The following is an 18,288-nucleotide window of genomic DNA, read 5'->3' as shown; positions in this document are numbered from 1 at the left end:
GGGCAGTACGGCTCGGAAATACGCCCTCGAACGCTGCCGGTCGGGCAGGCAAGGATGTCCTTCCCGGACACCCCGCCGGTTAGTGATTGTGCTGGGCCGGCAGGTCTCCTGACTGATGCGTCGTCGCCACGCTCCGACCTTCCCGGACGAGGTCCAGTGGCGTTAAGGAGCAGGCTCGGCACCTACAGTTGCGGGGGCAGTTTCGATTGGCGCCGCGGGCGGCGTTTCGAATTCCCTATTAGTCCCGTGGGGGAACCGGCGGCGGTATGGTAGTTGATTCAGCCTCGCAGAGGGAGGCTGAAGTTCAGTGGCTCACAGACGAATGTCTTGGGGGCCCTGGATCAGCGCTTCAATTCGCGTGCCGGTGGCGCGCTCTTCGTTGCTGAACCCGTCGTAGTCGGCCAGGTTGCCGAAACGGATGCCGGTCAATTGCTCGATCTGGATCACGCTGCGCTGGTAGGTCCGCAGTTGGCCAAATACCAGCTCAAGCTGACCCAATTCGCGGCTTTGGTCGATCATGTAGGCACTGGCCGACGGCTTGCCGTCGTCGCTGAGGTAGGCGACCACTTTCCAGAACGCCTTGGGGATTTTGACGCCCCGGTACACGCGGTCATCGTCGCCGAACACCGGCCCGGTAAACACCGTGGCCCGCGCTTTCCAGCGTTGCGTGTTGTCGAGGATGTAGTCTTCAAGCTCCAGCCAGGTCTTCTGGTTAAAGCCGCTCATCTGCGGTGAGCAGTTGGTGAAGTGGAACGTATCGAGGTTGGCGGTTTTTGCCTCGTCGCCCCAATTGGGATCCTGGCGCCGCACCAAGTGGCCGCGATCCAGGCCATTGCCGGCGTAGAGGTCTTCGCCTATCTGGGCGTCGGTGGGCAGGCGGCCGTCGTAGGCCCAGGTGTCGTTGCTGCGCACGATATCCACGTGTTTCCCGCCGTCGATATTGACGCCCACGTAGAGTGCCAGTCGTCGGGCGCGTGACATCGTGATGGAGAAATGCGTGTAGTCCAGGCGCTTTGGCTGCGCATCAGGCGCCAGGGCCTGCGCCACGGTGGGCCAGGGCACCTCGAAGCTACCGAGGAAATCGTCGGCGTACCCCTGGCGGTTTTTCAGGTCTTTGGCCGGGGTGACACGCGGCGTCGCGGCCCGGGCTTCCAACAGGGTTGGGCTGGCCGCGAGCAGCGGCCGCAGGTCGGCGAGCCGGGGGCGATAGGTCAGGTCGGCGTTGGCTTTACGTGCTGGCATCGGGCGGTCCTCACGGGGGTTGGATCAACATGACTGCAACATAGGTTGATGACAATTGATGTCGAGTCAAGCCATGGCGGCTATCCTGAAAACGGTCGTCCAGACGCTCACCCCTCGCAAAAGGAGCCAGCCAATGTGTGTTCGCCAGCCTCATCGCAATCCGATTTTTTGCCTGATCCCGCCGTACATGCTCGACCAGATCGCGCGCCACGGTGATAAAGCCCAGCGCGACGTCGCGTTGCGTACGCGGGCCAAGGACAGCACGTTCCGTTCGCTGCGCATGGTCGCGGTGCCCGCCAAGGGCCCCGCGCATATGGCCCTGGCCATCGGCGCCGAAAAACGCCGCTCGATCTACAGTGCCGAAGGCTCCGACAGCCTGCCTGGCAAGCTGATCCGCGCTGAAGGCCAGCCTGCCAGTGGTGATGCCGCAGTGGACGAAGCCTATGATGGGTTGGGCGCCACCTTCGACTTTTTCGACCAGGTGTTCGACCGCAACTCCATCGACGATGCCGGGATGGCGCTGGACGCCACCGTTCATTTTGGCCAGGACTACAACAATGCGTTCTGGAATTCGACGCAGATGGTGTTCGGGGACGGTGATGCGCAGTTGTTCAACCGCTTCACCGTGGCCCTGGACGTGATCGGCCATGAACTGGCCCACGGCGTGACTGAGGATGAGGCCAAGTTGATGTACTTCAATCAATCCGGTGCGTTGAACGAGTCGCTGTCGGATGTGTTCGGCTCACTCATCAAGCAGTACGCGTTGCAGCAAAAGGCCGAGGACGCCGACTGGCTGATCGGCAAAGGGTTGTTCACCAAGAAAATCAAAGGCACTGCCTTGCGCTCGATGAAGGCACCGGGCACCGCGTTTGATGACAAGCTGCTGGGCAAGGACCCGCAGCCGGGGCATATGGATGATTTTGTGCAAACCTATGACGACAATGGCGGCGTACATATCAATTCCGGGATTCCCAACCATGCGTTCTATCAGGTGGCGACGAAGATCGGTGGGTTTGCCTGGGAGCGGGCAGGGCGCATCTGGTATGACGCCCTGCGCGATGCACGGTTGCGGCCGAACTCGGGGTTCCTGCGTTTTGCGCGTATCACCTACGACGTCGCCGGTCGTTTGTACGGGGCGAACAAGGATGAGCAGAAGGCCGTCAAGGTAGGCTGGAAAGCCGTGGGCATCAACGTCTGACATGCCGCCAGGGCGGTGAGGAACAGCCATGCGAATTTCGATCAAGGAAAACGGCGGCCCGGCATTTTTTCCGGGCCTGGCGAAACCGAACAGTGTGGAGCTGGAGAAGCTGCCCGAGCCGCAACAGCAGGAGTTGCGGCAACTGATCGAAGCTTCAGACTTCTTCAAGTTGCCGCAAAGCACGGCGCCTGAGCCTGGCAAACCGGGCCAGGTGCATTACACCCTGACGGTCAGCGAGGGTGAGCGCGAGCACACAGTGTGTGTGCTCGCGCCGGTGAAGTCCCAGGCCCTGGATGGGTTGGTGCAGTGCGTGCGGCGGCATGTTCGCTGTTGAACCCCGAGGGGTTACTTGCGATCCAGCCATACCGTCTGCGCGTTGCAGAACTCGCGCACACCAAAGTGCGACAGCTCGCGGCCGAATCCACTTTTCTTCACGCCACCAAACGCCACCCGTGGGTCGGAGACGCTGAAGGCGTTGACAAAGATCCCGCCGGTTTCCAGTTGATTGGCGATGTCCCGCGCCTTCGCCGCGTCAGTGGTGAAGATGCTCGCGGTAAGGCCGAACTCGCTGTCGTTGGCCAGGGCCACGGCGTGGTCGGCGTCGCGGGCGGTGATGATCGAGGCTACCGGGCCGAACAGCTCCTGTTTGAACGAGGTCATCTGGTCGGTGACGTTGGCCAAAACGGTCGGCGCGTAGTAGTTGCCGTTGCCTGCGACTTTATCGCCACCCAGCAGCAGGGTCGCGCCTTCTTCCAGGGTGGCCTGGACCTGGCCGTGCAGCTCGTCGCGCAGGTCGAAACGGGCCATTGGGCCGATGTAGGTGGCCGCTGACGTCGGGTCGCCCATGACCAGGGCGCGGCTGGCTTCGACGAATTTGGTGGTGAAGGCTTCAACCACGCCTTCTTCGATGATCAGGCGCTTGGCGGCGGCGCAGACCTGGCCGCTGTTCTGGAAGCGGCCGATCAGCGCGGCCTGTACGGCGGCATCGAGGTCGGCGTCGTTGAGCACGATGAACGGGTCGGAGCCACCCAGTTCCAGCACGCATTTTTTCAGCGCGGCACCGGCCTGGGAGCCGATGGCGATACCGGCGCGCACGCTGCCGGTGAGGGTAACGGCGGCGATGCGTGGGTCGGCGATGGCCTTGGACACGCCTTCGGTGGTGACGTTGATCACTTCGAACAGGCCTTCAGCGAAGCCGGCTTTCTGAAAGGCTTGCTGGATCAGGTAGGCGCTGCCCATCACGTTTGGCGCGTGTTTGAGCACGTAGGTGTTGCCGGCCAGCATGGTCGGCACGGCGCCGCGCAGCACTTGCCACACTGGGAAGTTCCACGGCATCACCGCGAGGATCGGGCCCAGCGGGCGGTATTCGATGTGGGCGGTGCCGTTGTCGACGAGGGTCGGCTCCGGGGCGAGCATGGCCGGGCCTTGGGCCGCGTACCATTCGCTCAGTTGCGCGCATTTTTCCACTTCGGCACGGGCCTGGGCGATGGGTTTGCCCATTTCCAGGGTGATCATCTGCGCCATGGCTTCGGCTTGCTCGCGCAGGGCAGCGGCCAGGGCCAGCAGCAACTCGGCGCGCTGGCTGACCGGCTGGCGGCGCCAGGTGCGGAAGGCGCTGGTGGCGCGGTCCAGGGCGGCGTCCAGTTGCGCTGTGGTTTCGTACGGGTAGCTGCCGACGGTTTCGCCGTTGGCGGGGTTGATCGATAAAGCGTGGGTAGTCGCGTTCATGGCACCGTCCTGCGTGTACGTTGGAATGGAGGTCAGCGTACGGGGCTGGCTCTTTTCTGGAAACTGAATAATATTAAGCAATACATTCACGAATGGAGAATGACTTGGACCTGGTGCAGCTGGAAATCTTCAAGGCCGTTGCCGAGCAAGGCAGCATCAGCGCCGCCGCGCAGTTGATTCATCGCGTGCCGTCGAACCTGACCACGCGGATCAAGCAGCTGGAGCAGGATCTGGGCGTGGAGCTGTTTATCCGCGAGAAGAGCCGCCTGCGGCTGTCACCGGCCGGATGGAACTTCCTCGGTTATGCCCGGCGCATCCTCGACCTGGTGCAAGAGGCCCGTGCGACCGTGGCGGGGGAAGAGCCCCAGGGCGCGTTTGCCCTTGGCTCGCTGGAGAGCACGGCGGCGGTACGTATCCCGGCGTTGCTCGCGGCGTACAACCAGAAACACACCAAGGTCGAGCTGGACCTGAGCACCGGCCCGTCGGGCACCATGATCGAAGGCGTGCTGTCGGGGCGCCTGGCCGCCGCCTTTGTCGACGGGCCGGTGCTGCATTCGACCCTGGAAGGCGTGGCGGTATTTGAAGAGGAGATGGTAGTGATCGCGCCCCTGCACCACGCACCGATCACCCGAGGGCAGGACGTGAATGGCGAGAACATCTATACGTTTCGCTCGAACTGCTCGTATCGCCATCACTTCGAACGCTGGTTTTCACAGGATGGCGCGGTGCCAGGCAAGATCTTCGAGATCGAGTCCTACCACGGCATGCTCGCCTGCGTCAGCGCCGGGGCCGGGCTGGCGCTGATGCCGCGCAGCATGCTGGAAAGCATGCCGGGGTTTGCGGCGGTGAGTGTGTGGCCGTTGATGGACAGTTTTCGCCTGCTGAATACCTGGCTGATCTGGCGGCGGGGCACGGTGTCGCAGAGTTTGAGCAGCTTTGTGAAGTTGTTGGAGGAACGCAATCTGGAAGCGTCGGTGTCTTAATGTGGGAGGGGGTTGCCCCCTCCCACATTGACCCGGTTTCAGCCGCCGAACTGGAAGGTGCCCATGGCCAGTTTGGCCATTATTGCTGTCGCGCCCAACTGCACCAGCCACAACGCCAATCCACCCAGGAACACCCCCAGTGCCACTTGCAGCACCAGGCTTTTCTGGCGCTTGGGTTGCGGGGCGCGGGGTGCGTAGTCATGCAGTTCGTCGCGGTCGGCGCGCAGGTCCAGGTCGTCGTTTCTCATAAGGCTCTCACAGCAAAGGGGCGTTCGGTCTTCAGTCTAGTGGCTTGGCCAACAAAAAGGGGGAAGCCATTGGCTTCCCCCTTTGTATGGCGCTGGCCGGGTTATAGAACCTGAACAATCGCTTTTGTTACCGCACCAATGTTCGACTGGTTCAGCGCCGCCACACAGATACGCCCGGTATCCAGCGCGTAGATGCCAAACTCGCTGCGCAGACGGGTGACTTGCTCAACGGTCAGGCCGGAGTAGGAGAACATCCCACTCTGGCGGCCGACGAAGCTGAAGTCGTGGCCCGGTGCAGCCTTGGCCAGTTCGGCGACCATCTGCTCGCGCATGCCGCGGATGCGCAGGCGCATTTCGGCCAGTTCGGCTTCCCACTGGGCGCGCAGCTCAGGGCTGTTGAGCACAGCGGCCACAATCGCGGCGCCGTGGGTCGGCGGGTTGGAGTAGTTGGTGCGGATCACGCGCTTGACCTGGGACAGGATGCGCGCGCTTTCTTCCTTGGAATCGCCAACGATGGACAGCGCGCCCACACGTTCGCCGTACAGCGAGAACGACTTGGAGAACGAGCTGGAGACAAAGAAGGTCAGGCCCGATTCCGCGAACAGGCGCACCGCAGCGGCGTCTTCGTGGATGCCGTCGCCGAAGCCCTGGTAGGCCATGTCGAGGAACGGCACCAGGTTCTTGGCCTTGACCACGTCCAGCACGTTCTGCCAGTCGGCCGGGCTCAGGTCGACGCCGGTCGGGTTGTGGCAGCAGGCGTGCAGCACCACGATGGACTGCGGCGGCAGGGCGTTGAGGTCTTCGAGCAGGCCGGCGCGGTTTACGTCGTGGGTGGCGGCGTCGTAGTAACGGTAGTTCTGCACCGGGAAACCGGCGGTTTCGAACAGGGCGCGGTGGTTTTCCCAGCTCGGGTCGCTGATGGCGACGACGGCGTCTGGCAGCAGTTGCTTGAGGAAGTCAGCGCCGATCTTCAGGGCGCCGGTGCCACCCACGGCCTGGACGGTCACGACACGACCGGCTTCGAGCAATGGCGAATCGTTACCGAACAGCAGGGTTTGCACGGCCTTGTCGTAGGCGGCAATACCGTCGATCGGCAAGTAGCCACGGGCGGCGTGTTGCGCCACGCGAATGGCTTCCGCTTCGGCAACGGCACGCAAGAGTGGAATCTTCCCCTCCTCGTTGCAGTAAACGCCTACGCCAAGGTTGACCTTGGTGGTTCGTGTGTCGGCGTTGAATGCTTCGTTGAGGCCCAGTATAGGATCGCGTGGTGCCATTTCGACAGCGGAGAACAGGCTCATTTTGCGGCAGCTCTATGGGGGAAAGGAGGGACGTGTCGCGCTCCAGCCGAATGCACTAGAGCGGTGCACAAACGGGGAGCTAGTATAGAGGCCATCACGGCTGAGGGCGACAACCGAAACGGCTTTTCGGCCAAGTTTTTCGGTTTATTTGCTGACCGTTAGTCTTATTGCAACATTGATCCTGGACGGCAGATAGGACGATTGCCTTGAAACCCGTCACATTCGCCACCACTTGTATGGCTATCATGGTTTTTTCCTACCGCTTGCTCTGAATATTCGCGAGGGGTGGTCTATTTCGTCCTCGGCGGGTTTACAGTCCGGGGTGACTTCAAGAGGTACGTTATGTCGGATTTCCAACTAGTCACCCGCTTTGAACCTGCCGGCGATCAGCCGGAAGCCATTCGCCAGATGGTCGAAGGCATCGAGGCCGGCCTGGCGCACCAGACGCTGCTCGGGGTGACCGGTTCAGGCAAGACGTTCAGCATCGCCAACGTGATCGCGCAGATCAACCGCCCAACGCTGGTGCTGGCGCCCAACAAGACCCTGGCCGCGCAGCTTTACGGCGAATTCAAGGCGTTCTTCCCGAATAACGCAGTCGAATACTTCGTTTCCTACTACGACTACTACCAGCCCGAAGCCTATGTGCCGTCCTCCGATACCTTTATCGAGAAGGATGCGTCGATCAACGACCACATCGAGCAGATGCGGCTGTCGGCGACCAAGGCGCTGTTGGAGCGCAAGGACGCGATCATCGTCACCACCGTGTCGTGCATCTATGGCCTGGGCAGCCCCGAAGCCTATTTGAAGATGGTGCTGCACGTGGACCGTGGCGACAAACTCGACCAGCGCGAGTTGCTGCGCCGCCTGACGAGCCTGCAGTACACCCGCAACGACATGGATTTTGCCCGCGCCACTTTCCGGGTGCGCGGCGATGTGATCGACATCTACCCGGCTGAGTCCGACCTGGAAGCGATCCGCATCGAGTTGTTCGACGATGAAGTCGAGAGCCTGTCGGCTTTCGACCCATTGACCGGCGAGGTGATCCGCAAACTGCCGCGCTTCACCTTCTATCCGAAAAGCCACTACGTAACCCCGCGTGAAACCCTGATGGGCGCCATCGAGGGCATCAAGGTGGAGTTGGCCGAGCGTCTGGAATACCTGCGCGCCAACAACAAGCTGGTGGAAGCCCAGCGCCTGGAGCAGCGCACGCGCTTTGACCTGGAGATGATCCTGGAGCTGGGCTACTGCAACGGCATCGAAAACTACTCGCGCTACCTTTCGGGCCGTGATTCCGGCGCGCCGCCACCGACGCTCTACGACTACCTGCCTGATGACGCGCTGCTGGTGATCGACGAATCCCACGTCAGCGTGCCGCAAGTGGGCGCGATGTATAAGGGCGACCGCTCGCGTAAAGAAACTTTGGTGGAATATGGTTTCCGCCTGCCGTCGGCGCTGGATAACCGGCCGATGCGTTTCGATGAATGGGAGGCGATCAGCCCGCAGACCATCTTTGTCTCGGCCACGCCGGGCAACTACGAGGCCGAGCATGCCGGCCGCGTGATCGAGCAGTTGGTGCGCCCGACGGGGCTGGTGGACCCGGAAATCGAAATCCGCCCGGCGCTGACCCAGGTGGATGACCTGCTGTCCGAGATCACTAAGCGCGTCGCGCTGGAAGAGCGGGTGCTGGTCACCACGCTGACCAAGCGCATGTCCGAAGACTTGACCGACTACCTGGCCGATCACGGCGTGCGCGTGCGCTACTTGCACTCGGACATCGACACCGTGGAGCGCGTGGAGATCATCCGCGACCTGCGCCTGGGTGTGTTTGATGTGTTGGTGGGGATCAACCTGCTGCGCGAAGGCTTGGACATGCCGGAAGTGTCGCTGGTGGCGATCCTCGATGCCGACAAGGAAGGCTTTCTGCGTTCCGAGCGCTCGCTGATCCAGACCATCGGCCGGGCGGCGCGTAACCTCAATGGCCGGGCGATTCTCTACGCGGACCGCATCACCGGCTCCATGGAACGTGCGATTGGCGAGACCCAGCGCCGTCGCGACAAGCAGATCGCGTTCAACCTGGAGCACGGTATTACGCCTAAAGGTGTGTTCAAGGATGTCGCCGACATCATGGAAGGCGCCGTGGTGCCCGGCTCGCGCAGCAAGAAGCGCAAGGGCATGGCCAAGGCCGCCGAGGAAAGCGCCAAATACGAGAACGAACTGCGCTCGCCGAGTGAGATCACCAAGCGGATCCGCCAGTTGGAAGAGAAGATGTATCAGTTGGCGCGGGATCTGGAGTTTGAGGCTGCGGCGCAGACTCGGGATGAGATTGGCAAGTTGCGTGAGCGGTTGCTGGCTGTGTGATCTGCGGTGGCTGGACTGGCCTCTTCGGGGGCAAGCCCCCTCCCACATTTGACGGTGTCCACAAGTCAAAGTGTGGGAGGGGGCTTGCCCCCGATGGCCGCGCCTCGGTTTTCCAGAAATCACCCAGGCTGTTACCATTCGCCCCTTGTTTCAATTTTTAGTTTTATCGCCCATTCGAGACCTGCCATGACCACCGTCCGCACGCGCATCGCGCCATCGCCTACTGGGGATCCCCACGTCGGCACTGCCTACATCGCCTTGTTCAACTACTGCTTTGCCAAGCAGCACGGTGGTGAATTCATCCTGCGGATCGAGGACACCGACCAACTGCGCTCCACCCGCGAGTCGGAACAGCAGATTTTCGATGCCTTGCGCTGGTTGGGCATCACCTGGGCAGAAGGCCCGGACGTTGGCGGCCCGCACGGCCCGTATCGCCAGAGCGAGCGCAGCGACATCTACAAGCAGTACACCCAGCAACTGGTCGATATGGGCCATGCGTTCCCGTGCTTCTGCACCGCCGAAGAACTGGACCAGATGCGCGCCGAACAACAGGCCCGTGGCGAAACCCCGCGCTACGATGGCCGCGCGTTGCTGCTGTCCAAGGAGGAAGTGGCCCAGCGCCTGGCTGCCGGCGAGCCGCACGTTATCCGCATGAAAGTGCCGAGCGAAGGCGTGTGCGTGGTGCCGGACATGCTGCGCGGTGACGTCGAGATCCCGTGGGACCGCATGGACATGCAGGTGCTGATGAAGACCGACGGCTTGCCGACGTACTTCCTGGCCAACGTGGTCGACGACCACCTGATGGGCATCACCCACGTACTGCGTGGCGAAGAGTGGCTGCCGTCGGCGCCGAAACTGATCCTGCTCTACGAATACTTCGGTTGGGAACAGCCGCAGTTGTGCTACATGCCGCTGCTGCGTAACCCGGACAAGAGCAAGCTGTCCAAGCGCAAGAACCCGACTTCGGTGACCTTCTACGAGCGCATGGGCTTCATGCCCGAAGCGATGCTCAACTACCTGGGCCGCATGGGCTGGTCGATGCCGGACGAGCGCGAGAAATTCTCGTTGCAGGAAATGGTCGACAACTTCGACCTGTCGCGCGTTTCTCTGGGCGGTCCGATTTTCGATGTCGAGAAGTTGTCGTGGCTCAACGGCCAGTGGTTGCGTGATCTGCCGGTGGAAGAGTTCGCCAGCCGTCTGCAGCAGTGGGCGTTGAACCCTGAGTACATGATGAAGATCGCGCCACTGGTGCAGGGCAGGGTGGAGACGTTCAGCCAGGTCGCCCCGTTGGCCAGCTTCTTCTTTGCCGGAGGCGTGAACCCGGATGCCAAGCTGTTCGAGTCCAAAAAGCTCTCGGGCGACCAGGTTCGCCAGTTGATGCAGTTGATCCTGTGGAAACTCGAAAGCCTGCGCCAGTGGGAGAAGGACGCGATCACCGCGACGATCCAGGCGGTGGTGGAATCCCTGGAGTTGAAGTTGCGTGACGCCATGCCGCTGATGTTTGCTGCGATCACCGGGCAGGCCAGTTCGGTGTCGGTGCTGGATGCGATGGAAATTCTTGGTCCGGACCTCACTCGTTTCCGTCTGCGCCAAGCCCTTGATTTGCTTGGTGGTGTGTCGAAGAAAGAAAACAAAGAGTGGGAAAAGCTGCTGGGCGCTATCGCGTAAGCAGGCCGTTGCAGCGACGAAACCCCGGTTTTCCGGGGTTTCGTCGGTAAGTGATTGTTATCCCGGCAAAAAACTTTGGAAAATGTTGAAAATAAATTTGACACACTTCCAAACCGCCATTAAGATTCGCCCCGTCCTCACCGATGAGGGGCTATAGCTCAGCTGGGAGAGCGCTTGCATGGCATGCAAGAGGTCAACGGTTCGATCCCGTTTAGCTCCACCAATTTACAGGTTCAAGGTCTGGCCACACCGTCCTTGAATCGATCAGAACTCAGCTCTGATCAGCTGTACAGAAGGTTTTGTCCCCTTCGTCTAGTGGCCTAGGACACCGCCCTTTCACGGCGGTAACAGGGGTTCGAGTCCCCTAGGGGACGCCAATTTCAACAAGCAGCTCGAAAGGTCTGCTGCGCCGCGAGGCGAAAAATCCGGGGCTATAGCTCAGCTGGGAGAGCGCTTGCATGGCATGCAAGAGGTCAACGGTTCGATCCCGTTTAGCTCCACCAATTTACAGGTTCAAGGTCTGGCCACACCGTCCTTGAATCGATCAGTTATCAGCACTGATCAGTTGTACAGAAGGTTTGTGTCCCCTTCGTCTAGTGGCCTAGGACACCGCCCTTTCACGGCGGTAACAGGGGTTCGAGTCCCCTAGGGGACGCCACGATTACCCGCTCTGCGGGATTTTTAAGGGTCATTCAATTATTGAATGGCCCTTTTGTTTGTCTGGCGTTTGGCCAATTCTCCCTTCACTTCCTTTCTTCCTGTTCTGACCAGTGGTCGTGACTGTCGCTTGCTAAATATTATTATGGTAATAATATTCAACCCATGAGAGTCGGAGGCTTTGATGAACGATAAAAAAGCGCAAACCCGCGAACGCATTCTGCAGGCCGCCAGCGCGGCGTTGATCCAGCGCGGCCCGGCCGAGCCGAGTGTCGGTGAAGTCATGGGCGCGGCTGGGCTGACCGTTGGTGGTTTCTACGCGCACTTTGAAAGCAAGGATGCGCTGATGCTGGAGGCGTTCAGCCAATTGCTGGCGCAGCGTCGCGCTTCAATCGACGATATGGACACCCAGCTCACCGGCGAGGAGCGTCGTACGCTGGTGGCGGCCTTTTATCTGTCGCGCAAGCACCGCGATTCAACCTCCCAGGCATGCCCGTTACCTGCAACGGTGGGCGAGATGGGCCGTCTGCCGGACGCCTTTCGCGAGGTATTGAACGAGCACGTCGAGTTGATGGCTGCGCAGTTGGCCGGCAGCCCGGAAGACACTGACAAGGCCCTGGCGGACATGGCCTTGATGGTCGGCGGGCTGACCTTGGCGCGGGCGCTCGGGCCGGGCGAGTTGTCGGATCGTGTGATACGCGCTGCCAAGTCGGCTGTGCGATAGGAAGAGGGCTCGCAGAATGGGCGCGTTAACCTGGATTCGTCGTTTCAACGGCACGCTGGGGCATGTGGCACCGCACACGGTGGCCAACAAGATGCGTCGCGCCTTCATGACCCCGCGCAAGCTGCCGCCCCGTGACTGGGAATTACCGCTGCTGGCGCAATCGGAGCGCATCACCCTGCGCTTTGGCTTGTCGGCCCTGCGCTGGGGGCAAGGTCCTGCCGTTTTGTTGATGCACGGCTGGGAAGGCCGTCCAACCCAGTTCGCCAGTCTGATCACGGCCTTGGTCGACAACGGCTACTGCGTGATAGCCCTGGATGGACCTGCCCATGGCCGCTCACCAGGGCGTGAAGCCCATGTGCTGTTGTTCGCTCGCGCCATGCTGGAGGCGGCTGCCGAGTTGCCGCCGCTGCATGCGGTGGTCGGTCATTCCATGGGCGGCGCCAGTGCGATGCTGGCGGTGCAGTTGGGGTTGCGTACCCAGGCGCTGGTGAGCATTGCCGCCCCGTCGCGCTTCCTGGATGCGCTGCGTGGTTTTACCCGGATGGTCGGTTTGCCGGCGCGGGCACGTTCGGCGTTTATCCAGGAGGTGGAGATGACGTTCGGCATGCCGCTCAAGTACTTGGATGTGGCCCATTACCAGATGAATATCCCCGGCCTGATCGTGCACGCCGAAGACGACACCTTCGTCCCCGTCAAAGCCTCTCAAGCCATTCACGACGCCTGGTTCGACAGCCGTCTGCTGCGCCTGGAACAAGGCGGCCACCAGAAAGTGCTGGCCGATCCTCGCGTGATCGAGGCCGTGTTGACGCTGTTGGCCGGCTGCTGTCTACAGGAGCGGCAAAGCGCCTGATACACTGCCCCCGCCGACATTAATCGACTGGGAGCACCGCATGGGCTGGGATTTGGCAACGCCGTTTATCATTGATCTGCAGGTTGCGCCTGAAGACATCGACGGCCTGGGGCACGCCAATAACGCGGTATACGTGTCCTGGCTGGAGCGTTGCGCCTGGCGCCACTCCCAACGACTGGGGCTGGACCTGACCGAGTATCGCCGCCTGGATCGCGCGATGGCAGTGGTGCGCCACGAGATCGATTACCTGGCGGCCGGTTACGAAGGCGACGAGCTGCAACTGGCCACGTGGATTGTCGACTGGGACCAGCGCCTGAAGATGACCCGCCGCTTTCAACTGGTCCGCCCGCGTGACGGTGCAACCCTGCTGCGCGCGCAAACCACCTTCGTTTGCATCGAGCTGTCCACGGGCAAGCCTAAGCGCATGCCCGCCGAGTTTCTCGATGGCTATGGCCCCGCCCTGACAGCGGGTTAACGGTTGCCGTAGGAAACCCAGTAAACTGCGCCACGATTTTTGTTGAGTGTTTCCCATGCAAATTGCTTTGGCGCCCATGGAGGGGTTGGTCGACAACATCCTGCGGGACGTGTTGACCCGCGTGGGCGGTATTGACTGGTGCGTGACCGAATTCATCCGCGTCAACGACCGCCTGCTCACCCCGGCCTATTTCCACAAGCTTGCTCCTGAGTTGCTGCACGGTGCCCACACCGCGGCGGGTGTGCCCTTGCGCGTGCAGCTGCTCGGCTCCGATCCTGTGTGCCTGGCGGAAAACGCCGCCCTGGCCTGCGAGCTGGGTTCACAAGTGATCGACCTGAACTTCGGCTGTCCGGCCAAGACTGTCAACAAGTCCCGAGGCGGTGCCGTGCTGCTCAAGGAGCCGGAGTTGCTCAACCAGATCGTCGAGCACGTTCGCCGAGCAGTTCCCGCGCATATCCCGGTGACCGCCAAGATGCGCCTGGGCTTCGATAGCCCCGACGGCGCGCTGGTGTGCGCCACGGCCCTGGCCGAAGGCGGTGCGGCGCATATCGTGGTGCATGCGCGGACCAAGACCGATGGCTACAAGCCGCCAGCTCATTGGGAATGGATCCCGCGTGTGCAGGACGTGGTCAAGGTGCCCGTGTTTGCCAATGGCGATATCTGGAGTGTCGAAGACTGGCGCCGATGCCGCGAGATCAGCGGCGTAGAAGACATCATGCTCGGCCGTGGCCTGGTGGCGCGCCCTGACCTGGCGCGGCAGATTGCGGCTGCGCGGGCGGGCGAGGAAGTCGTGCAAATGACGTGGGTGGAGATGCAGCCCATGCTCCGCGAGTTCTGGACCCAGTCGGTAGCGCAGCTCACCGAGAAGCAGGCGCCCGGCCGTTTGAAGCAATGGTTGGCGATGCTGACACGCAATTATCCGGAGGCGGTGGAGCTTTTTACCGCCCTGCGTCGCGAGACCGATCTGGAGCAGGTCAGCCGTTTGCTCGGCATGCCTCATCCCGGTCGTCACTGAGTCATGTTGTAACGCTTGGGGGTGAGTCGGAGGGGGCTTCAAGCGCCGAGCCCTCTGTTGGGTGTTGCAAAAAAATGCTCCGTATCGAAAGAGGCGGGGCATTTTGCGTTTATGGGGGGCAGAGCGGATTTTTATTGGGGGTTCTACCTGTTTCTTTCTTGGATTACATAAACAGATAAGGGGCTGTTTTTAGTTTGCAGAATAATTGTTTATGTAAATTTAATTATCTTCTGACATTTTATTAATATTAAGTACGTTGTCGGTTCGGACGGTTATCACTTCGTGCGCGAAATATCACAATCGGCCGCTTTACGTCGTGTGGATTTATGTCGCTGAGTTGCCTGGCGGACTGTTTATTAGCGTGTGTGTCAATAGGTTGTGCATGCGAACCGCTTAATTCAGGGGCTTTGTGCGAAGGTCATGAGGCAAATTCCGAAAGTTTGGTTTGATTTCTTTATATGAGTCGCGATTTTTGGAACCCAATGGCGCTGCTGCCCACGAATATATCGGCAGCAAAGTAGTGCTGTTGTTCTAAGTCCATAAATCCATCGCCATCCCGGTCGTTAAAAGTGTCGGGTTGTGCTGAGTAAGGAACTTACTTATGTCTCTATCGATTAATAACTCGCCTTTCGCCAAAGTTGGCACAACGCTCTTGGAGCAGTCCTCCTCTGTGACGCCTAAAATAGGCGTGAACCCGTCTCCGGGTACTTCCAATAACAATACGAGTCCCACGCTCCTACGCCACGACAATTCGCGAGCGCCACAGGGTGAGGCCATGCTGACCTCCGCGGCGTTCGCAAAGTTGTTCGACATGCTGGATATGGTGTTCAGGGCAATGCGCGAAATGCTGTCCGGCAGAGCCATGAACGCTGACCTGTCCCCTGACAAGACAAAGCTGCCAGGGAGCAAACCTGAGGCCCGCGAGCAGCCTGTAAAGCCGGATGTGGGCAAACAGCCGGTAAGGCCGGGCACACCTGGGTTACCAGTGAATCCGCAGCCAGCTGACCCCCGCACAGTTTGGCTTGATGGCCGTAAACCGGATTCGTTGCAAGTCATGCCGGCAACGCCAAGACCAGAGGTTTCCGTCACCAACGATGCCAAGGCTAACGTGCAGGTAAACGTTAGTCTCAGTCATTGTCATTGCCCTGATACGAAAGGGCGGCACACAGTTGACGTATTTCCCAGGCCTGACGCAATCCCCACGCCCAAGGCACAAGTGCTACCAACCTTGAAATCTGAGGTTACGCCACAGCCGACCCCGTCTGTTACTCCGGATATCAAGCCCACACCGCGACCGGCTACACCTGTCCCGGATTTAACCAGTCCGGGTCCTGCTGATAATCGATTTGATCCAAGAGACTGGCGATTCAGTCCCCGACCCAAGTTTAAGTCCTGACGTTAATTTCCCTGGTTAAAATTTTTGGCTGAGGCGTGTACTTCTTCGGAATGCAAGGTCTGGAGAAGTGCGTGCTCTAGGAGAACAAAAATGTCCTGTTGCTCAATTATAAATGTTGCGTACGTCGTTGATGTAAGACAGTTCGGTCCCGTTGACGACTTGGGTGTCAGTAATGATAAAAGTTATCAGCCGGAGCCTCTTGAGGGTATTGCAAGTCCAAGTTCTCATGCCGCACCTGCCACACACAAGAGCGATGCAGGTGTAGGTGACCCTTCAGAAGTCTTGGCCACACTGACTGCTCTTTTTAGCTATTTTTTCACGCAATTAATCAACTTGATTTCAGGTAATAAGGCCAAAACAGTTCTTGATACACCTACTCCGGCCCCACCGCCACGCCCGCAAGTCGCCCCAAGGGTAGTCCCCGAACCCGTGGCGCCAAGGCCCGCTGAGAATATTCCTGGCCTGTCAAACAAACGAAACGGCGCCAAGCCGGACAATATCTGGAGCGGGTTTCGCCAGGGGCCCGATGGCAACTGTGTGACGGTATCGGCCATCAAGGCCGCCATGTATCGGTTTGGGCAAAGTCCCACGGATATTTTCAGGCAAGTAACCAAAGTCAGTGAAGGTTATCGAGTTGTCATGCGTGATGGCTTTCAACTCACCCTGACAGACCGCGAACTGATCGAAGGTGCACGCGGTTCGCGCTTTGTCGGAGGCGATCAAGGGATGCTCAAGGATGCGCAGTTCCTTTTTGCCGTGAGTGCCAAGCGCGCACAAATGGAGAATAACGACCGCACGGCGGGCAGGAGCTATCAGGCGGCGGTGCGTAGCTTGAATGACGGTGAGGATGAGTCCGGACCCGGTGAGGGGTTCCTGCGACTGGGGCTGAGGCAGCACATGAAGAGGGTGTCTGTACGCGAACTTGCCGCTGGGCAATTGGGCATGTGTAACCGCACCGGGCATTCGGTGGCAGTTATCAATGGTCGCGAAGAACTATGGGGACGACAAGGGAGGGCGCCCACCCAGGGGCACGCTGTGGCCCTGGTTTGATCTTGAGTGCGTCGATGTGGTCAGGGCCTCAGGCGTCGGTTCAGCCTAGGCTGCTCCGTGTAGCCCTGGCCGCATGAGCGACAGACAATTCTTTGAGTGTCAGGAATCCCGAAAATGAATATTTCAATGGCTGATCAGCCGGTTTTTCCGGTTGATATGGGGCATGAGGCGTTTGCACCTGTTGCTGCGGCGCGCAGCGAGGGACCGCCAGCGGATATTGCCCCGGCGTTCAACACGACTGAGCGACGGTTTGGCGAGAACTTTGATAGCAGCACGCATGCCGCAGTCATCAAATTGATGATGATGACGTTCGGTCGCCACCCTGCTGCCATGTTCAGTGAGTTGATTCGCGCCGGTGACGGCTATCACGTCACCATGAAGGATGAATTCAAGGTTCACTTGTCTGCCAGCGAGTTGGCGCAGGCGTCGAAGGCTTCGCGATTTCAGGGGGCGGATTCCGGCGCCGTAAAGGACGCCAACTTTGTGTTTGCGGCCTTTGTGAAACGCAAGCAACTGGAAGGGGATTACTCGACGTTCGAGGTCGCTCTGGCAAAGACACTCGAAGGGGAGACGACCCAGCGGTGCCTGCAGGGCATGGGGGTTTTCGGGCTTTCTCAGTTTGTGTCGTCGGCTGACATGGCGGCCAAGGGCGCGATCGGAGTCATGGGGACCCATAACCACGGCTCCGCCTTGGTCGTGGAGGGGGTCAAACATAATTACGGTGAACGGCAGTCGGTCGATGGGGGGTATGGCTACGTGTTGTTCAACGATAAATCCGCGCCCCGCAGCGACGCCAGGACGGTGTCTCATGTGGCCACCGACGCGGCGCCTGAGCAAATCTGGAGTGGCTTTTATCAAGGCGCGCAAGGCAATTGCGTCACCGTGTCGGCGATCAAGGCAGCCATTATCCGGTTCGCGCAGGACCCCGTGGGGATCTATAAGCACATCCAGGTCACGCCGGACGGCTTTGAGGTGACGATGCGGGATTCTTTCCCGCTTAAGTTGACCCATGCTGAGCTGCGCCAGGCCACGGCGGCCTCGAACTTCTATGGCAGTGATCCCCAGTTGCTCAGTTACGCCAACTTTCTCTACGCGGTCAGTGCCAAGCGCGCGCAGATAGAGAACAACGACTTTCGGGCTCGCGAGAGTTATGAGGTGGCGCTGCAGACCCTCAATGACGGCGAATACCCCGGCGAGGCACTTCGCCGGCTGGGCCTGTTTGGTTACATCCGTGAAAGCACGGTAAAAGAGCTGGCTGACGGCGCGATCGGCACCCTGGCGGACAGTGCCCATTCGGTTGCAGTGATCAATGGCGCGCTTGATGACTATGGGCGAAAACTGGCCCTGGCTTCCTCACGCTGGATGTCCGCGGGGATGCGGGCATTGAAGCTGGCCTGA

General features: G+C 60.2%; 15 protein-coding genes, 4 tRNA genes and 1 riboswitch. Of the genes, 15 read left to right on the top strand and 4 right to left on the bottom strand.

Annotation, left to right across the window (positions count from 1 at the left end; translation table 11 throughout):
• Positions 1–80: 80 nt before the first annotated feature.
• Positions 81–275, bottom strand: a riboswitch (cobalamin riboswitch).
• 37 nt (positions 276–312) lie between these two features.
• The gene (locus DNK50_RS22180) at positions 313–1,242 is read right to left on the bottom strand and encodes a DNA/RNA non-specific endonuclease (RefSeq protein WP_112196262.1); all 930 of its coding nucleotides are present in this window, start codon (positions 1,240–1,242) and stop codon (positions 313–315) included.
• 133 nt (positions 1,243–1,375) lie between these two features.
• Between DNK50_RS22180 and DNK50_RS22175 the strand changes: the two genes are divergently transcribed.
• Together DNK50_RS22175 and DNK50_RS22170 are read left to right on the top strand one after the other, a co-directional pair.
• The gene (locus tag DNK50_RS22175) at positions 1,376–2,440 is read left to right on the top strand and encodes a M4 family metallopeptidase (RefSeq protein WP_112196261.1); all 1,065 of its coding nucleotides are present in this window, start codon (positions 1,376–1,378) and stop codon (positions 2,438–2,440) included.
• A 28-nt stretch (positions 2,441–2,468) separates the two neighbouring features.
• Positions 2,469–2,774 carry a protealysin inhibitor emfourin gene (locus DNK50_RS22170; RefSeq protein ID WP_112196260.1) on the top strand — a complete coding sequence of 102 codons (306 nt, stop codon included), beginning with the start codon at positions 2,469–2,471 and terminating at the stop codon, positions 2,772–2,774.
• An 11-nt stretch (positions 2,775–2,785) separates the two neighbouring features.
• Here DNK50_RS22170 and DNK50_RS22165 read toward each other — a convergent pair whose 3' ends face one another.
• Positions 2,786–4,168 carry an aldehyde dehydrogenase family protein gene (locus DNK50_RS22165; RefSeq protein ID WP_112196259.1) on the bottom strand — a complete coding sequence of 461 codons (1,383 nt, stop codon included), beginning with the start codon at positions 4,166–4,168 and terminating at the stop codon, positions 2,786–2,788.
• A 104-nt stretch (positions 4,169–4,272) separates the two neighbouring features.
• Between DNK50_RS22165 and DNK50_RS22160 the strand changes: the two genes are divergently transcribed.
• On the top strand, positions 4,273–5,151 hold the full coding sequence (locus tag DNK50_RS22160) for a LysR family transcriptional regulator (protein ID WP_099586389.1): 879 nt from the start codon (positions 4,273–4,275) through the stop codon (positions 5,149–5,151).
• Between the two features lie 38 nt (positions 5,152–5,189).
• Here the strand turns inward: DNK50_RS22160 and DNK50_RS22155 are convergent, their stop codons facing one another.
• The gene (locus tag DNK50_RS22155; RefSeq protein WP_112196258.1) at positions 5,190–5,399 is read right to left on the bottom strand and encodes a hypothetical protein; all 210 of its coding nucleotides are present in this window, start codon (positions 5,397–5,399) and stop codon (positions 5,190–5,192) included.
• 101 nt (positions 5,400–5,500) lie between these two features.
• The gene (locus tag DNK50_RS22150) at positions 5,501–6,697 is read right to left on the bottom strand and encodes an amino acid aminotransferase (protein ID WP_112196257.1); all 1,197 of its coding nucleotides are present in this window, start codon (positions 6,695–6,697) and stop codon (positions 5,501–5,503) included.
• Between the two features lie 342 nt (positions 6,698–7,039).
• On the opposite strand from DNK50_RS22150, the gene uvrB reads away from it, so the two are divergent.
• From uvrB to DNK50_RS22085, 12 genes are all read left to right on the top strand, one after another.
• The gene (uvrB, locus tag DNK50_RS22145; protein ID WP_099586259.1) at positions 7,040–9,055 is read left to right on the top strand and encodes an excinuclease ABC subunit UvrB; all 2,016 of its coding nucleotides are present in this window, start codon (positions 7,040–7,042) and stop codon (positions 9,053–9,055) included.
• Positions 9,056–9,241: 186 nt separating this feature from the next.
• On the top strand, positions 9,242–10,723 hold the full coding sequence (gene gltX / locus DNK50_RS22140; RefSeq protein WP_099586258.1) for a glutamate--tRNA ligase: 1,482 nt from the start codon (positions 9,242–9,244) through the stop codon (positions 10,721–10,723).
• Between the two features lie 147 nt (positions 10,724–10,870).
• A tRNA-Ala gene (locus DNK50_RS22135) sits at positions 10,871–10,946 on the top strand.
• Positions 10,947–11,024: 78 nt separating this feature from the next.
• A tRNA-Glu gene (locus DNK50_RS22130) sits at positions 11,025–11,100 on the top strand.
• A 50-nt stretch (positions 11,101–11,150) separates the two neighbouring features.
• Positions 11,151–11,226: transfer RNA gene (locus tag DNK50_RS22125), tRNA-Ala, on the top strand.
• 79 nt (positions 11,227–11,305) lie between these two features.
• A tRNA-Glu gene (locus DNK50_RS22120) sits at positions 11,306–11,381 on the top strand.
• Between the two features lie 183 nt (positions 11,382–11,564).
• Positions 11,565–12,104: a TetR/AcrR family transcriptional regulator gene (locus DNK50_RS22115; protein ID WP_099584017.1), complete on the top strand. Its 540-nt coding sequence runs from the start codon at positions 11,565–11,567 to the stop codon at positions 12,102–12,104.
• Between the two features lie 16 nt (positions 12,105–12,120).
• A complete protein-coding gene (locus tag DNK50_RS22110; RefSeq protein ID WP_112196256.1) occupies positions 12,121–12,954 on the top strand; it encodes an alpha/beta hydrolase in 834 nt (277 codons plus the stop codon).
• A gap of 40 nt (positions 12,955–12,994) precedes the next feature.
• Complete coding sequence (locus DNK50_RS22105; RefSeq protein ID WP_099584015.1) at positions 12,995–13,429, top strand: thioesterase family protein; 435 nt, start codon at positions 12,995–12,997, stop codon at positions 13,427–13,429.
• A 55-nt stretch (positions 13,430–13,484) separates the two neighbouring features.
• Positions 13,485–14,444, top strand: a complete 960-nt coding sequence (locus DNK50_RS22100) for a tRNA-dihydrouridine synthase (protein ID WP_099584014.1) — start codon at positions 13,485–13,487, stop codon at positions 14,442–14,444.
• Positions 14,445–16,122: 1,678 nt separating this feature from the next.
• A complete protein-coding gene (locus DNK50_RS29295) occupies positions 16,123–16,890 on the top strand; it encodes a hypothetical protein (protein ID WP_371929457.1) in 768 nt (255 codons plus the stop codon).
• A 114-nt stretch (positions 16,891–17,004) separates the two neighbouring features.
• On the top strand, positions 17,005–18,288 hold the full coding sequence (locus tag DNK50_RS22085) for a hypothetical protein (RefSeq protein ID WP_112196254.1): 1,284 nt from the start codon (positions 17,005–17,007) through the stop codon (positions 18,286–18,288).

This window comes from Pseudomonas sp. LG1E9, from assembly GCF_003290225.1.
Taxonomy (GTDB): Bacteria; Pseudomonadota; Gammaproteobacteria; order Pseudomonadales; family Pseudomonadaceae; genus Aquipseudomonas; species Aquipseudomonas cyclaminis.
The sequence above is the reverse complement of the archived record's forward strand: the minus strand, read 5'-3'. Positions and strand labels throughout refer to the sequence as shown.

What these genes read in the sequence shown, in the direction of transcription:
- DNK50_RS22180 (WP_112196262.1), bottom strand. Translation starts at nt 1,242, where the DNA reads ATGCCAGCACGTAAAGCCAACGCCGACCTGACCTATCGCCCCCGGCTC.
- DNK50_RS22175 (WP_112196261.1), top strand. Translation starts at nt 1,376, where the DNA reads ATGTGTGTTCGCCAGCCTCATCGCAATCCGATTTTTTGCCTGATCCCG.
- DNK50_RS22170 (WP_112196260.1), top strand. Translation starts at nt 2,469, where the DNA reads ATGCGAATTTCGATCAAGGAAAACGGCGGCCCGGCATTTTTTCCGGGC.
- DNK50_RS22165 (WP_112196259.1), bottom strand. Translation starts at nt 4,168, where the DNA reads ATGAACGCGACTACCCACGCTTTATCGATCAACCCCGCCAACGGCGAA.
- DNK50_RS22155 (WP_112196258.1), bottom strand. Translation starts at nt 5,399, where the DNA reads ATGAGAAACGACGACCTGGACCTGCGCGCCGACCGCGACGAACTGCAT.
- DNK50_RS22150 (WP_112196257.1), bottom strand. Translation starts at nt 6,697, where the DNA reads ATGAGCCTGTTCTCCGCTGTCGAAATGGCACCACGCGATCCTATACTG.
- uvrB (WP_099586259.1), top strand. Translation starts at nt 7,040, where the DNA reads ATGTCGGATTTCCAACTAGTCACCCGCTTTGAACCTGCCGGCGATCAG.
- gltX (WP_099586258.1), top strand. Translation starts at nt 9,242, where the DNA reads ATGACCACCGTCCGCACGCGCATCGCGCCATCGCCTACTGGGGATCCC.
- DNK50_RS22115 (WP_099584017.1), top strand. Translation starts at nt 11,565, where the DNA reads ATGAACGATAAAAAAGCGCAAACCCGCGAACGCATTCTGCAGGCCGCC.
- DNK50_RS22110 (WP_112196256.1), top strand. Translation starts at nt 12,121, where the DNA reads ATGGGCGCGTTAACCTGGATTCGTCGTTTCAACGGCACGCTGGGGCAT.
- DNK50_RS22105 (WP_099584015.1), top strand. Translation starts at nt 12,995, where the DNA reads ATGGGCTGGGATTTGGCAACGCCGTTTATCATTGATCTGCAGGTTGCG.
- DNK50_RS22100 (WP_099584014.1), top strand. Translation starts at nt 13,485, where the DNA reads ATGCAAATTGCTTTGGCGCCCATGGAGGGGTTGGTCGACAACATCCTG.
- DNK50_RS22085 (WP_112196254.1), top strand. Translation starts at nt 17,005, where the DNA reads ATGAATATTTCAATGGCTGATCAGCCGGTTTTTCCGGTTGATATGGGG.